Source organism: Mesorhizobium sp. BR115XR7A (assembly GCF_020165315.1).
Classification (GTDB): Bacteria; Pseudomonadota; Alphaproteobacteria; order Rhizobiales; family Rhizobiaceae; genus Mesorhizobium; species Mesorhizobium australicum.
The window spans coordinates 192,687-206,930 of sequence record NZ_JAIUHW010000008.1 but is presented as its reverse complement, the minus strand read 5'-3'; the positions used below and the strand labels follow the sequence as shown (position 1 = coordinate 206,930).

The 14,244-nt window shown below is 64.4% G+C and carries 11 protein-coding genes; 7 read left to right on the top strand and 4 right to left on the bottom strand.

Going from position 1 to position 14,244, the window contains the following annotated elements; all coding sequences use genetic code 11:
* Positions 1 to 3 precede the first annotated feature (3 nt).
* Genes proC through LB557_RS18700 form a run of 3 tightly spaced genes read right to left on the bottom strand, consistent with a single transcriptional unit; the run spans position 4 to position 3,175 of the window.
* Positions 4 to 819: a pyrroline-5-carboxylate reductase gene (gene proC / locus LB557_RS18710; protein WP_224643014.1), complete on the bottom strand. Its 816-nt coding sequence runs from the start codon at positions 817 to 819 to the stop codon at positions 4 to 6.
* 60 nt (positions 820 to 879) lie between these two features.
* Positions 880 to 2,208 carry an O-antigen ligase family protein gene (locus LB557_RS18705; RefSeq protein ID WP_224643015.1) on the bottom strand — a complete coding sequence of 443 codons (1,329 nt, stop codon included), beginning with the start codon at positions 2,206 to 2,208 and terminating at the stop codon, positions 880 to 882.
* Positions 2,177 to 3,175, bottom strand: coding sequence for a glycosyltransferase family 2 protein (locus LB557_RS18700; protein ID WP_224531362.1), 999 nt, complete (start codon positions 3,173 to 3,175; stop codon positions 2,177 to 2,179). Before LB557_RS18700 ends, LB557_RS18705 begins: the two co-directional genes overlap by 32 nt.
* Before the next feature lie 171 nt (positions 3,176 to 3,346).
* Between LB557_RS18700 and LB557_RS18695 the strand changes: the two genes are divergently transcribed.
* The 3 genes from LB557_RS18695 to LB557_RS18685 are packed head-to-tail and all read left to right on the top strand — an operon-like array spanning position 3,347 to position 6,245.
* Entirely contained in the window at positions 3,347 to 4,519 is a 1,173-nt protein-coding gene (locus LB557_RS18695; RefSeq protein ID WP_224586091.1) for a glycosyltransferase family 4 protein, read from the top strand.
* Positions 4,516 to 5,322 carry a WecB/TagA/CpsF family glycosyltransferase gene (locus LB557_RS18690; RefSeq protein ID WP_224643016.1) on the top strand — a complete coding sequence of 269 codons (807 nt, stop codon included), beginning with the start codon at positions 4,516 to 4,518 and terminating at the stop codon, positions 5,320 to 5,322. The genes LB557_RS18695 and LB557_RS18690 overlap by 4 nt, the downstream gene beginning before the upstream one ends.
* Complete coding sequence (locus tag LB557_RS18685) at positions 5,319 to 6,245, top strand: DUF6492 family protein (RefSeq protein WP_411970557.1); 927 nt, start codon at positions 5,319 to 5,321, stop codon at positions 6,243 to 6,245. The genes LB557_RS18690 and LB557_RS18685 overlap by 4 nt, the downstream gene beginning before the upstream one ends.
* A 6-nt stretch (positions 6,246 to 6,251) precedes the next feature.
* On the opposite strand, the gene LB557_RS18680 is transcribed toward LB557_RS18685, so the two are convergent.
* Positions 6,252 to 7,547 (bottom strand): lipopolysaccharide biosynthesis protein, encoded by a 1,296-nt coding sequence (locus LB557_RS18680; protein ID WP_224586087.1) that lies wholly within the window; start codon positions 7,545 to 7,547, stop codon positions 6,252 to 6,254.
* 200 nt (positions 7,548 to 7,747) lie between these two features.
* Here LB557_RS18680 and LB557_RS18675 point away from each other — a divergent pair, with 200 nt between their 5' ends.
* The 4 genes from LB557_RS18675 to LB557_RS18660 all read left to right on the top strand — a co-directional run bounded on the left by LB557_RS18675 (position 7,748) and on the right by LB557_RS18660 (position 14,214).
* Positions 7,748 to 10,336 (top strand): GumC family protein, encoded by a 2,589-nt coding sequence (locus tag LB557_RS18675; protein ID WP_224643017.1) that lies wholly within the window; start codon positions 7,748 to 7,750, stop codon positions 10,334 to 10,336.
* Between the two features lie 179 nt (positions 10,337 to 10,515).
* The gene (folD, locus tag LB557_RS18670) at positions 10,516 to 11,415 is read left to right on the top strand and encodes a bifunctional methylenetetrahydrofolate dehydrogenase/methenyltetrahydrofolate cyclohydrolase FolD (RefSeq protein ID WP_140876764.1); all 900 of its coding nucleotides are present in this window, start codon (positions 10,516 to 10,518) and stop codon (positions 11,413 to 11,415) included.
* Positions 11,416 to 11,443: 28 nt separating this feature from the next.
* The gene (locus LB557_RS18665; RefSeq protein ID WP_032922464.1) at positions 11,444 to 12,442 is read left to right on the top strand and encodes a GlxA family transcriptional regulator; all 999 of its coding nucleotides are present in this window, start codon (positions 11,444 to 11,446) and stop codon (positions 12,440 to 12,442) included.
* 113 nt (positions 12,443 to 12,555) lie between these two features.
* On the top strand, positions 12,556 to 14,214 hold the full coding sequence (locus LB557_RS18660) for a vWA domain-containing protein (RefSeq protein WP_224643018.1): 1,659 nt from the start codon (positions 12,556 to 12,558) through the stop codon (positions 14,212 to 14,214).
* Positions 14,215 to 14,244: the final 30 nt, after the last annotated feature.

The window sequence follows — 14,244 nt, the reverse complement described above, 5'->3', positions numbered from 1 at the left end:
GCTCTATTTCCCTAGTTCGATCGACCGCAGCCGCGCCGCTTCCACCGCTTGCGTAAGGAGATTGGTCAACCGGTCATCGCCCATCAGCACGCCAAGCGCCGCCGCCGTTGTGCCGTTGGGGCTGGTCACCTGCTTGCGCAGCATAGCCGGGTCCTCGCGGCTTTCGGCGGCGAGCGAGGCCGCGCCGTAGACGGTCTGCATGGCGAGCAGCCTGGCGGTCGCCGCCGGCAGGCCGGCCTTCTCTGCGGCCACCGTCAGCGCTTCGATAAAATGGAAGATATAGGCCGGACCCGATCCGGACACGGCGGTCACCGCATCCATAAGACCCTCGTCGTCGATAGTGGCCACTTCGCCGCTGGCCGACAGAAGGTCGGCGACGAAGCGCTTGGCGTCGGCGGAAACCAGGGGATTGGAAAACACCACCATCATGCCCTTGCCGATGGCCGCCGGCGTGTTGGGCATGCACCGCACAACGGGGGCGCGGTTGCCGAGGATGCCCTCGAAGGTGGCGGACGGCGTGCCGGCGGCGATGCTGACGAAAGTGGTGCGTCCATCGCCGAAGCGCTTGTACGCGGCGGTGACGTCGCGGATCACCTGAGGTTTCACCGCGATGACGACCAGATCGGGCACGGCATCCGCCGGAATGGCCCCGGCATCCGCTGCCGAGCCGCAGCCAAGAGCCACTGCGCGATCGCGCAGCTCGGCATTGGGCTCGACCACTAAAACCGCCGAGGGTGCAAGCTTGCCGGACTTCAGCCAGCCCGAGAGCATGGCGTAACCCATATTGCCGCAACCGGCGAGAACAAGCCTGATCGTCATCGAGAGCCCTCCGAGGAAAGGCCATGACATAGACGCTCGCGGGTCGGTGGGGAAGCCCTCTCAGGACCGCTGAACAGGCGTGCGCACCGCGATCGGCCGCAACGACACTTGCCTGAGGCCCAGCACGCCGAGCACGAAGAACAACCAGACCGGATCGCCGCGATGGAAGAAGAAGCTCTCGAGAAAGGCGTTGAGTGCGGTGAACAGCACTACCATCATGAAGAAATCGCCGAGATAGATGTTCTCCTTGCGCTGCGGAATGCGCATATAGTCGCGCAATGGTGCGATGAGGAAGGTGTAGACCGCCACGCAAAGGGCAGGGATGCCCATCAGCACCGCGATGTCGAGATAGCCGTCATGGCCGTGCACGATGGTCCTGATGTCCCACGGGCGATCGAAGGGTTGGTCCTGGTTGAGCAGCAGCGGCGTGCCCCAGAAGCTCTCATAACCGTAGCCGGTCCACGGCTTCTTCGCCAGCATCGAGCCGGCGAACTCCCACAGTGTCGTCCGGCCGGTATAGGTGAGGTCGGGGAAGTAGATGGCCGCCAGATGCTTCACCGGCGGCAGGAAGACGATGCCCAGCGTGCCGACCGCCGTGGCGATGATCGCCAGCATGAACAGGATCGGCGTACCGAGCCGCATGCCCATCAGACTCGGAAACATCACGATCAGGATCGAGAACGGCACCAGCCCGGCGGTGGTCTTGGAGCCGGTGTGCAGCATGAAGATCATCGCCGCGCAGAAGAGACCCGCGCCCCACCAGCGCTGGCCGCGCCGGTAGAGATAGAGCCCGGCGAAGCTGAAGCAGGCCATGATCGGGCCGGCGATGTTCTTGTGGGTGAACACCCCGCGCCACAAGCCGGCATGTTCGGGCTCCTGCGAGTCAGCCGTGTGCATCGCCTCGTGCGGAAAGACGATCAGGCCGAGATAGGACAGGCCCATGACCACGACCGCGGTGAAGATGATGACCCTGGAGAAGGACTCCGCGTCGCGGGGTAGCGCCAGAATCGTCGCCATCGTCAGGATGCCGATCATGGTGAAGGACGCCGCGCGCATTGCCGAGGGCGGATCGGTCGCCAGCACCACCGACAGGAAGAAGAAGCCCAGCATCAGTATCCAGGACGGGCTGAGCAGCGAGCGTACGACGCGCGGATCGGCGAAGGCCATCAGCGCGAAGATCGAAATCCCGCCGAGCGAGCCGAAGCCGAGTTGATTAACGATGTCGCCCCCTTCGCCGGTGAGTTCGGCGCCGGCCGGCTGGAACGGGCGGAAGGACACCATGATGACGGTGAACAGCAGCGCGGCGATCGCGGTCGCCACGCCACCGCGCGTGAACGCGGCGCTGAGCGGCGCGCGCTCAGTTCTTCTCAGGCTGGCGGTATTGCTCATTGGCATATCCGAATTCGGCCAGCACGCGGCCCAGCGCCACATGGACGGGGTAGATGGCGGCCGCCGGGGATCCCGTGCGCGCCAGCCGCATGATGCCGCGAAGCGGCGAGGCGGCAAGCAGCGCCAGGCTCCTGGCGAATACCTTGGCGCCGGCGAACGGCATGCCGGCGCGCCTCTTCTTTTCCACCAGTGTCGAGATGACACCGTTGCGTAGGCTGCGGGCGCGGATCCAGTCGGTCTCGACGCGCCGGGCCGGAACGGTCTCCCGCACCTTGGCTTCGGCGCACCAGCCCAGCACGAAGCCGCGTTGCGCCGACCGGCTGAGAAAGTCGGAATCGCCGCCGCCCATGAAATTGAATCTGAGATCGAGGAAGGGCGGCCCCATCGCGGTCAGCACGTTGCGCCCGACCAGAAGATTGCCGGACGAATAGAGCGCGGGCACCCGTCCCGTCTCCCGGTAGGGGGGTGCGAAGACGGGATGCTCGGCCCATTTGGCATGGGCAGGATCGGCAAAAACGGGCACCTGCGGGCCGCCGACGATGTCGGCGGCGAGCGTTTCGGCGGCGTGGCACATCCGCTCCAGCCATTGCGGATCGGCGGTCTCGTCATCGTCGATGACCAGCAGGTGCTTGAAGTACGGGAACTGCAGGATCGCCGTCTGCCAGCCGGCATTGTAGGCGCTGCAATTGCCGCGCTCATGCGCGATGATGACCATGCCCGGTATCTCGCCGCGCTCGAACAGCGGCAGTACCGCCTTGGCGCCCTCCCGCGCCTCGGCCTCGTTCTCGATGACGATGACGGCAAAGCGCCTGTCGGTTTGCTGCGCGCGCAGCGACGCCAGTGTCTCCAGCACCTGCTGCGGCCGCTTGAACGTCGGCAAGGTGACGATCGCTTCGACGGCCTCCACGTCGAGCAGGCGAGATCGTCCCGCGATCGATACCGAACCGTCCAATGGCAAAGGGATCATCCGTGTCCAGCCGCGTCGTGAGTCGCGTTCTGGTAGCACCACGATGATAAGGTTTCGTTAATCACCTTGCACGGAGAGGCCCGCCAGACATGGGTTTTGGGGCGTTGATCGTGCTCGTTTAATCAAGGGTTCACCGCGCTTTGCTACCGGCTACACCACAGGATAGGTAAGATGCATCTGCTGTTCGCCACATCGATCGTGCCCGACGGTGCTCTCGCCTCGGGCTACGAGATAGCCAACGCCGCGATTATCGCCGCCCTGCGGCGCGCCGGCGCGCGCGTCACGGTCATCGGCTTCACCTGGCCCGGGAAAGCCGCGGCCGATCCCGAAAATACCGTGGTGCTGGGGGCGGTCGACGTGCGCACCGAAAGTGCTTCGCCGCTGCAAAAGCTTGTCTGGGTCGGCAAGGCGATGTTTTCAGGCCTGACCTTCGCGTCGGTCAAGTTGCGTGCGGTGTCCAGCCACGATGTTCAGGCCGCCCTCGAACGAGCCGGTCCGTTCGATGGCTATGTGCTGAATTCCGTGCAGTTCGCCGGTGCTTTCGAACGGGTCTTCGAAGACCGGCCTTCGATTTTCGTCGCCCACAATGTCGAGCATCTCTCGGCGCGGGAGAACGCCGTTGCCGCCGCCGGCATTTTCCAGCGCCTGCTGTTTCGGCGCGAGGCAAGGCTGCTCAAACTGGTCGAAGAGCGCCTCTGCCGCCGCGCGCGTTTTGTCTTCACGTTGGCCGAGGAGGATCGCGGGGCACTTGGCGTCGCCTCGGATGATCGTTCGGCGGTGCTGCCGCTGGTGACCGGCGCCACGGCGCCAGTTCGGAACGGCCGGCGCGCGATCGACTGTGACGCGGCCCTGATCGGCACCTGGACCTGGCAGCCGAACCGCATCGGCCTCGACTGGTTCCTGGGCAAGGTGGTGCCGCATCTGCGGCCTGGTTTCCGCATCCGCATAGCGGGTCACATGCCTTCCGGCGTCACCTCCGCGCATCCGGGCGTCGAGTTTGTCGGCCGTGTCGCGGATGCCAGGGCTTTCGTGCGCGGCGCGGCCGTCATCCCGCTGATCAGCACCGCGGGCAGCGGCGTACAGCTGAAGACCATCGAGACCTTCGAGCTTGGCCTGCCCTCGGTCGCCACCAGCCGGTCGCTGCGCGGCATCGACCATCGCCCCGACAATTGCGTCGTCACCGACGATCCGGCCGGCTTCGCCCGGGCCCTGGAGGCAGCCGCGGCCGACATTCACGATGTCGATGGCAGCACCTTCCATCGCCGGCAGGTCAAGGCGCTCGACGCCGCGGTTCGTGTCGGTCTCGAAAAAATCGGCGCCGTGCGGGAGGAGGTGTTTGCATGAACATGCACGCCGCCCGCGCCGCGTTCGGCTTTGACAGCCTGAAGGCAATCCTCGGCATCCCGGTGCTGGCGATCCGCTGGGACGATGCGATTGCCTTGCTGAACCGATTGATCGCCGAGCGGCGCTTCACCAAGGTCAGTTTCCTCAACGCCCACAATGCCAATATCGCCCACACCGACCCGGTGTTCGCCGAGGCGCTCGACGATTTCCTCATCCTGCCGGACGGCATTGGCGTCGATCTCGCCGCGAAGCTTCTCTACGGCGCGCCGTTTCCCGACAATCTCAACGGCACCGATTTCGTGCCGGCCTTCCTGCAGGCTTGCAAGAGGCCGCTGACGGTGGGGCTGCTCGGAGCGACCCGTGTCAACGCCGAGGCGGCGTCCGTGAAGCTGGCGGCGCTTGCCGTACAGCACAACTTCGTGGTCATTCACGACGGTTATTTCTCCCCCGCGCAGGAGCCGGAGATCATCGACCGGATCGCAAAGCTACGGCCTGATATGCTGCTGGTCGCGATGGGCGTGCCGCGCCAGGAATTGTGGATTGAACGTCACATCGACGAACGCCATTGCACGCTGCCGATCGCGGTCGGCGCGCTGCTCGATTTCCTGAGCGGCTCGGTGCCGCGCGCACCGCTGTGGATGCGCCGCCTGCGGTTGGAATGGCTGTTCCGTCTGGCGGTCGAGCCCGGCCGGCTCTGGCGCCGCTACGTGGTCGGCAACCCCCTGTTCCTGTGGCGGGTCGTCAAGCAGAAATGGGCGCGCGGCGCCGAAGCCGTCGCAGATGCTCCCGGAGAGTTTCGTTGAACATGCGGTTCGTCCCAGACCCGCTGGCCGGCCCACGCCTGTTGCCGAACACGCCGACGGCAGCGGTTGTGACGGCAAGCTACGCCCCGGATTTCGAACGCTGCCGACTGCTGTGCGAAACGCTTGACCGGCATGTCTCGGGTGCCGCGCACCACTACATTCTGGTCGAACATCGCGACCTTGCGCTTTTCCGTCAGTTGCAGACCAGCCGCCGTTCGGTCGTCGATGAGCGGGATCTCCTGCCGCGCTGGCTGCGCGCCTTCGACGATCCGCTCAGCCTGTTTCGCCGCCGCGTCTGGCTCAGCCTGAAGACCCAGCCGCTGCGTGGCTGGCACGTGCAGCAGCTGCGCCGTATCGCCATATCGGCGCACGCGGGGGAAGATGTGCTGATCTTCTGCGATTCCGACGTCGCTTTCCTGAAGGCCTTCGATTGCGGTGCCTTTTGGCGAGATGGCAAGGCGCGTTTGTTTCGCCGGGATGGTGTGCTCGCCGATGACGGCCATGACGAGCATCGCTTGTGGTCGCGCAATGCCGGAACGGCACTTGGCATCGATTCGTCCCGGAGATCGGTCCATGATTATATCTCGACGCTGATCGCCTGGCGCCGCGACACGGTGCTTGCCATGTGCGGCCGGATCGAAAAGGTCCATGGCCGCGACTGGGTCGAGGTCATCGGCTCGGCGCGCAAATTCTCCGAATGCATGATCTACGGACGCTATGTCGACGATCTGCTGGACGGAGCCGGCCACTTCCACGGTTCGGAAGAATTCTGCCGCGTCCACTGGACGGGCGAGGCGCTGTCGGACGACGAGTTCCGCCGCTTCGTTGCCAGCATGGTGCCAGAGCAGGTGGCAATCGGCATGCAGTCCTTTATCGGCACCGATATAGGCCGGATCCGACGCCTGATCGGGCTTGATCGCTGATTTGTCCTAGATTGCCTTGGCCGGTCTGCGCAGCGCCGAATAGGTCAGCAGCATGGACGCGAGGTAGAGCAGCAGGAAGACGATGTTGAGCGACAGCACCAGATCAGATGTTTCGGAAATGGTGGTCAGCACATAGATCAGCAGCAGCGCCTTGAGGGCGGCGAGCAGGCCGAGATTGAGCGCTCGCACCAGCGTCTGGCCGCGCGCGAAAAGAAGCTCGGCCTGGTATTCGACCAGATTGCGCAGTCCAGGCACACAGATCGCCAGCGCCACCAGGGGTGAGGCCTCGGAAACATTCCTGCCGAGCGCGTTGGGAAAGAAATGCAGCACGATGCCAAGCGCTGCCAGCGCCAGCGTTGAAACGAGGAACACGCCGCCCTCGATGCCGCTCTTTATCGCAAGGCGCGACAGCAGCTCCGGCGCGCGCATCATGCGCTGCACGAGCATCATGGAGAAGGTACGGATGGGGATCGCCGTCAGGTCGACGAGCCGCATGATGATGGCATAGATGCCGGCCAAATGCGGGCCGCCGATCGCCAGCACCAGCAGCTTGTCGAATTCCGATTGCAGGTAGAACAACACCTCGGCGCCGGCCACATAGATGGAATCGGCGAGCCGCCGCAGATAGAGTTCGATGCGCAGCCGCAGCCGCTGGCGTGGATAGAACCAGCCGAAAGCCAAAAGCAGCGAGGCGGCGTTGGCCCCTATGTAGAACCAGGACCACATCCAAATGCCATGCTGTGGCGAGACCATGAACAACACCGCGCCAAGCGCCCGCAGTGCGGTGGCCAGGATCGCCAGCACGGCTGCACGGCCGAATTTGCCCAGCCCGTTGTTGACGATCAGCGCCACTTCCACCGGCCGCCACAGCAGTGCCTCGGCAAAAACGATGGCCGTGAATACCGACAGCGGCACAGTGCCGGCAAAGAAGATCAGGTAGACGCCGAACGAGGCCAGGACCAAAAGCGGCAGCGAGACGGCGCCGAGCAGCAGGAAACCCGCTGTGAACGTGCCGATCAGATTGGGGCGGATGGTGGCGGTGCGGTAGAGTGCCGAAATGAAACCGAAGGCGAGAAGCCTCGACAGCATGACGCCGGCCGCCGAGGCGGTGGCGAACATGCCGAACTCTGCGATCGACAGCGTATTGGCGAGCGCGATGAAATAGGCGAGTGAAAACACCAGTCGCCCGCCGGCGCCGCTGATCGCCGAAAAATAGTCGCGCACCAGCCCCCGCCGTTCGGCCATCAAGGTGCCGATCCGCGCGAAGGTCCGCCTTTGCGGTATGTCGCTGGCCTCAGTCATACGTCGAGGAAAATGCATAGGCTGGAAAGTTTAACGCGCCGTTCTGAAGCTTTCAGTAGTGTTGAAAATTGTTGCAACCATGGCGTGAATTCTTGCCGTCCTCTTTCGAAAATTAACCTTTTGTTTCCTATGCCTGTTTAGCGTGACTTAACGAATGGCCGACCGCCGCTGCCAAGCGGCCAAGAGTAAAGCTCCACGACATGGTCGACAGGGAAAACCGTGAAGACTGGAAGCGCGAGCGCTCCTTGCTGGCGCTTGGCGAAGCCGTGCGTGGCGAGGACGATGCTTCGCTGGTGTCGATTGGAGATCGCGCGGACCCCTCATGGCGCGAGGATGCCGCCACGCGCCATCGCCTGGCTCGTTCCCGTCGCGAGACGAAGGCGAGCCCACCTCGGTCGGCAGCTGAGAACGCCGAACGGTCTCGCCTGGACGAGGAGCAGCCGTCTGAATCCGACGGCGCCTGGCGTTCGCGGGGGGAAACCGGCACTGGCGATTTGCCACCCGACATGCCGCAAGCAAGGCCCGCCCCGGAGGGACCTTCGGGCACGGGTGGCGCCCATGATGCAATCGGGTCCCGCGCTACGGGCGGAGCCGACCCGTCCTCCAATGGCGGGGCCGACAGTCAGCAATGGAAGCCGCTGATCGATCCGATGCTGGTCGTTCGCGGCGTTGCCAGGTCGAAGCTGCTGATCGTTGCGACCACGATACTGGGCGCTGGACTTGGCGTTGCCATCGCCTTGTCGATGCCGAAGAAATACGAAGCCACGACCGAACTGATCATCGAGCCGGGCGACCTGAAGCTCTCCGACCGCGATCTCACCCAACCGGTAGGCCAGCCCGATGCCGCGCTGGCCGTCGTCGAAACCCGGATCAAGATGCTCACCTCGGGCACCGTTCTCGATCAGGTCGTCAAGAATCTCAACCTCGTCAACGATCCGGAATTCAATGGCCAGGGCTCCGGCGGCCTCGGCGTCATGTCGCTCATCCGCTCGATCGTGTCGCGCAACGATGGGCCGGGCGGCGTCGATGAGGTTCGCCGCCAGGCTCTGGCTGTCGGCAATCTGGCCAAGAGCCTGTCGGTCGAACGCAGCGGCAAGACTTTTGTCATTTCCGTCAGCGCCGTGACCCAGAACGGCGACAAGTCGGCGCTCATTGCCAATACGACGAGGACCGTCTTCCAGCAGGAAGCCGCCAAATACCAGTCCGACATGGCCGGACGCGCGACGAACGAATTGACGTCCAAGCTCGATGATCTGCGCAAGGGGGTCGAGGCGGCCGAGCGCAAGGTCGAGGATTTCAGGGCCACGCATGGCCTGGTCGACGCGCAAGGCCATCTGATCAGCGACGATCAAATGCTGAAGCTCAACGAGCAGCTCTCGGTCGCCCGCGCCCGCACGCTGGAACTCAATGCCCGGGCAGCGTCGGCGCGTTCGCTGGACGTCAATTCCGTTCTGACCGGCACGTTGCCGGAAGAGATCAACTCCAACGCCATGAGCGATCTGCGCTCGCAATATGCAACGCTGAAGCAGGAGGCCGATCGTGCCGCGGTCCGGCTGGGACCGCGTCATCCAGAACTCCAGGCCCTCGACGCCCAGATCGCCGGCGCGCGCGAGCGCATCGCGGCTGAACTGCGCCGTATCGCCTCTTCGCTGCAGGTCGACTTGAAGCGCGCGGTTCAGCTCGAACAGGACCTCGCTTCCCGGCTGGCCCAGGCAAAGGTCCAAAGCGGCGAGGTCAACAGCGACCTGGTTGCCCTGCGGGAGCTGGAGCGCGAGGCCACAGCCAAGCGTTCCGTCTACGAACAATATCTCTTGCGCGCCAAGGAGACTGGTGAACAGACGGGCATCAACACGACCAACATCAATGTGATCACTCCCGCCCAGGCTCCACTCGAGCCAAATGGACCCTCACGGGCCTTGGTGGCGCTGGCCGGCCTGCTGCTTGGCCTTGCCGCCGGGGTTGGCCTCGGCGCTCTGCGTGGCACCTATGACAGCCTGCGCGAGACGGCAAGCGCGCGCTCACGCCGAGAGCGCAAGGTGGATGAACGCAAGTTGGGTGACCAGAGAGCGCCTCGCGAGGAGCAGGCATTCCGGGCGGAGCCTCCGCCAGAGCCACCGATGGCGGCAGCGCCTGTGCCGCCGCCGCCCGCACCACCGCCGCCGGTCACGCGGACCGAGGCCGCTCCCGCCGAAAGCTCCGGGAGGATCGGCGCACTTATGTCGAGACTGCGCAAGGCCATGTCCCGCAAGCCGTCCGCCGAAGCCGACGACGACATCTCCAGCGGGTTCGGCCTGCCCGCCTTCGCCGACAACGGACGGCCTGTCAACGCTCCGTTATTTCCTGGCCATCCGGAGTCCGGTTTCGGGCCTCGGCAGGCGCCCGGCCTGGATTATTCGCAGTCACCCTTCCAGCCGGGCCCCGATGCGGGGTATGGGCAGCGGATGACCTTGCCTTCGCGCTCGCCCCTGATGCCGCAACAGGCAACGTACCCGGCTCCCCCGTTTCCGTCCTCTCCCTATGCACAGCCGTTGGGCTACCCCCAGGCGCAGCCCTGGTCGCAAGCGGGCCATCCCTCCACGCAAAGCTCAGCGGGACCTTATGCGGCGCAGATGCCGTATCCGCCGCCGCCCGCTCCGGCGCAGCCACCGGCCGCCCCGCCCGCGAGGCCGACCCCGGTCGAGGAGGGTGGCGAACAAGCATCGGTCGAAGAGATTCGCGCCAGCCTGCGTGAATTCCGCGAAGCGGTCCGCGAACTCACGGAAAACCGCACCCGCCGCCGCTACTTCTGAACCATCAGATAGGCTGCGGAGGCCGAACAAAACCGTGCCGGTTTCGCGTAAACGGCATGGGAAGGCGCTTTGACGGGATTGCGAGCTTGTATTTTCGTGACAATGCCGCGCTGCAGATTGCCTGCGCTGCGGCATTATGTTCTCGAAGCGGCGTTGGGCGGAACGATGTTGAGGGTGGCATGGCCGAAGTGATTGACGGAAAAAGCGTTGCCGAAGACGTGGTGCGGACGGTCAAGGCGCTGACCGCCGAGCTGGTCGCCAAGGGCCAGGCCAAGCCAGGCCTGGCCGTCGTCATCGTCGGCGAGGATCCGGCGAGCCAGGTCTATGTCGCCTCCAAATCCCGTACCGCCAAGGAATGCGGCTTTCATTCGCTTCAGCACACGCTGCCGGCGGAAACGTCCCAAGAGGCGCTGCTCAAGCTTATCGCCGAACTCAACGCCGATCCTGAAATCAACGGCATCCTGGTCCAGCTTCCGCTGCCCGCCCATGTCGATGCCGGCAAGATCATCCAGGCGATCGCACCGCACAAGGACGTCGACGGGTTCCATTTCATCAATGTCGGCAAGCTGGGCACTGGTGAACTCGACACGGCCTTCGTTCCCTGCACGCCCGCCGGCTCGATGCTTTTGATCGAGCGCGTGCGCGGCAAGGATCTGTCCGGCCTCAACGCCGTTGTCGTCGGCCGCTCCAACATCGTCGGCAAGCCGATGGCCAATCTGCTGCTTGCCGCCAACTGCACCGTCACCATCGCGCATAGCCGCACCAAGGACCTGCCGGCGCTTGCCCGCACGGCCGACATCCTGGTCGCCGCTGTCGGCAGGCCAGAAATGATCAGGGGTGACTGGGTCAAGCCTGGCGCCACCGTCATCGATGTCGGCATCAACCGCATTCCCGCGCCTGAGAAAGGCGAGGGCAAGTCGCGTCTCGTCGGCGATGTCGCCTATGCCGAAGCGGCAAAGGCGGCCGGCGCGATCACCCCGGTGCCCGGCGGTGTCGGGCCGATGACCATTGCCATGTTGATGGCCAATACGTTAGCTTCGGCCTACCTGGCGGCCGGATTGAAGCGGCCTTCCTTCTGAGCCCGGGTTGACCCTGAAAGCCGCAGCTTTGCCGAACCCCACTATTTCCCCGGAACGGCCGGTCACGAATGATCCCGTTCAAGGCGGCCGGCAGTTCGCTTTCCTGCTGGTCGACAAGTTTTCCATGTTCTCGCTGGCCGCCGCGATCGATACGTTCCGATCGGCGAACCGCCTGCTTGGCCGCGACTTCTACGGCTGGACAACTGTGTCGGCCGATGGTGACCCGGTGATGGCTTCCAACGGCCTGCCGCTCAAGATCGACTACGCCGTCGCCGACCTGCCGCCGGTCGATATTCTCTTCGTCTCGGTCGGCTTGACGACGGAATTTCCGGGCAAGAGCAAGGTTCTGGCCGCCTTGCGCAGCTGGGGCCGGCGCGGCAACGCGCTTGGTGCCTTGTCGGTCGGATCCTACCTGCTGGCCGAGGCCGGCCAGCTCGAAGGCTATCGCTGCACCATCCATTGGGAAAACCGCGCCGGCTTCGTCGAGCGCTTTCCCGACATCAACTGCACGGGCAACGTCTTCGAGATCGACCGCAAACGCTACACCTGCGCCGGCGGCACCACCTCGATCGATCTGATGCTGGAGATCGTGCGTGGCGATTTCGGCTCCAACCTCGCCAATGGCGTCGCCAACCAGTTCCAGCACGAGCGCATCCGCTCCGCTGGAGACCGCCAGCGCGTCGGGCCGGAGCGTGACCTCACCGGCAAGTCGGAGAAGTTGCGACGCATCGTCGAATTGATGGCCGACCATCTCGACGAGCCGCTGTCGGCGGTACAGCTCGCCAAGTCGGCGGGCCTCTCGGTGCGCCAGGTGGAGCGGCTGTTTCTGCGCCATCTCAACGTCACGCCGGGGCGCTACTACATGCGGCTGCGGCTGGAGCGCGCGCGCGAATTGCTGCGCCAGACCAACATGCCGATCCTCGACGTGGCGATCGCGACCGGCTTCACCTCGCATTCCTATTTTGCCCAGAGCTATCGGCTGCAGTTTGGCCGCCCGCCCTCGGAAGAGCGCCGCACGACATACTGAATTGGGTACGCACGGGCCCTATGCGAGCTATCGCTGATAGCGGTGGCTTGTGTCCCTGCACGCGCTCAAATAGCTTCGGCCAGCGGACGGGGTGGCTAACTCAGGAGATTTCGATGGCGATACTTGCGCGGAGCGTCGCTGCGGCGTTCCTCCTGTTTTTCATGACGACGTTCGGCTTTGCCGCCAACAAGGTCATCATCATCCTCGACGCGTCGGGATCGATGTGGGCGCAGATCGACGGAAAGCCCAAGCTCGAAATCGCCCGCGAATCGCTGAGGACCGTGCTTCAATCGGTTCCCGCCGACGACGAGATCGGCTTCATGGCCTATGGCCATCGCGAAAAAGGCAGCTGCGACGACATCCAACTGATCGTGCCGCCCCAGGCGGGCTCGGCAAGCGCCATCTCGGCAGCCGCCGACAGCATGAAGTTCCTCGGCAAGACGCCGCTGACGGCAGCCGTCAAGCAGGCGGCCGAAGCGCTGAAATACACCGAGGACAAGGCAACTGTCGTTCTTATCACCGATGGGCTCGAAACGTGCGGCGGCGACCCTTGTGCGCTGGGCAAGGAACTCGAAGCCTCCGGCGTCGATTTCACCGCCGACGTCGTCGGCTTCGGCCTGACCGCCGACGAAGGCAAGCAGATTGCGTGCCTCGCCGACAACACCGGCGGCAAATACATCCAGGCTTCCGATGAGAAGGCGCTGCAGGAGGCGCTGGTCGAGACCGTCGCGGCACCGGCGCCCGAGCCAGCACCAGCCCCCGCTCTGGCGCCAGCGCCCGAGCCGGCAAAGCCCGAGTTCAATTTCATGCCGACAGTGGTGCTGGCCGAGGGCGGCGATCCTGTCACCGACGGCAATGCCTGGGAAGTCTACAAGGCCAAATCGGACGGCACGCGCGGCGACAACCTCACCACCGAATACGGCGACTACAAAGCCAATCTGGAACCGGGCGACTACATCGTCGTCGCGCGCGACGGTGAGGCCAAGACGGAGCAGAAGATCAAGATCGTCTCGGGCCAGGTCTACAAGCCGCTGTTCACCTTGAATGCCGGCACGCTCATCCTGCATCCGCGTCCGAGCCAGGGTGCCGATGTGGCCAGCGGGGCGGCTGTCGTGATCGCCTATCCGGGCGTCGACAACCCTCCAACCTATTATGGAGACACGAAAGTCGTGTTGCCGGCCGGCGACGAGAAAGTGACCGTCACGATCGGACAGGGCGTGGTCACCGAAACGATCCTGCTTGCCGCGGGCAGGGTGATCGACAAGGACATCATCGTCGGCGTCGGCCATGTCGTTGCCAACGCATACTATGTGGCCGGCGGCGACAAGGCTGACGGCTCAGGCACCGGCTTCAAGGTGCTCAAGGCCAAGAAGAAGATCGATGGCACCCGCGACGAGGTCACCTATGCCTATGGCCCCGACAGCAAGTTCGATCTGCCGCCCGATGACTATGTGCTGATCGCGACGGTCGATCTCGCCATCGTGGAACAGCCTTTCAGCGTCAAGGTCGGCGAGTTCCAGGACCTCAAGGTCGCCATGAATGCCGGCGTGCTGGCAATCACGGCGCCCGGCACCTCCAAGATCGAGATCTTCGAGACGAAGAAGGACATCAATGGCAATCGCAAGTCGATCGGCTATGCCTATGACGAGAAGTATCAGGCCGCGATAGCGGCCGGCGATTACGCCGTGGTTTCGGAGAAGTCGGACAACAGCAAGAAGGAAGGCGCCGTGACCGTGAAGGCCGGAGAGCGGGTTGAACTGACGGTGCAATGAGGATTGCGATTTCGACCGGCAAAAAGGGCG

What these genes read in the sequence shown, in the direction of transcription:
- proC (WP_224643014.1), bottom strand. Translation starts at nt 819, where the DNA reads ATGACGATCAGGCTTGTTCTCGCCGGTTGCGGCAATATGGGTTACGCC.
- LB557_RS18705 (WP_224643015.1), bottom strand. Translation starts at nt 2,208, where the DNA reads ATGAGCAATACCGCCAGCCTGAGAAGAACTGAGCGCGCGCCGCTCAGC.
- LB557_RS18700 (WP_224531362.1), bottom strand. Translation starts at nt 3,175, where the DNA reads ATGATCCCTTTGCCATTGGACGGTTCGGTATCGATCGCGGGACGATCT.
- LB557_RS18695 (WP_224586091.1), top strand. Translation starts at nt 3,347, where the DNA reads ATGCATCTGCTGTTCGCCACATCGATCGTGCCCGACGGTGCTCTCGCC.
- LB557_RS18690 (WP_224643016.1), top strand. Translation starts at nt 4,516, where the DNA reads ATGAACATGCACGCCGCCCGCGCCGCGTTCGGCTTTGACAGCCTGAAG.
- LB557_RS18680 (WP_224586087.1), bottom strand. Translation starts at nt 7,547, where the DNA reads ATGACTGAGGCCAGCGACATACCGCAAAGGCGGACCTTCGCGCGGATC.
- LB557_RS18675 (WP_224643017.1), top strand. Translation starts at nt 7,748, where the DNA reads ATGGTCGACAGGGAAAACCGTGAAGACTGGAAGCGCGAGCGCTCCTTG.
- folD (WP_140876764.1), top strand. Translation starts at nt 10,516, where the DNA reads ATGGCCGAAGTGATTGACGGAAAAAGCGTTGCCGAAGACGTGGTGCGG.
- LB557_RS18660 (WP_224643018.1), top strand. Translation starts at nt 12,556, where the DNA reads ATGGCGATACTTGCGCGGAGCGTCGCTGCGGCGTTCCTCCTGTTTTTC.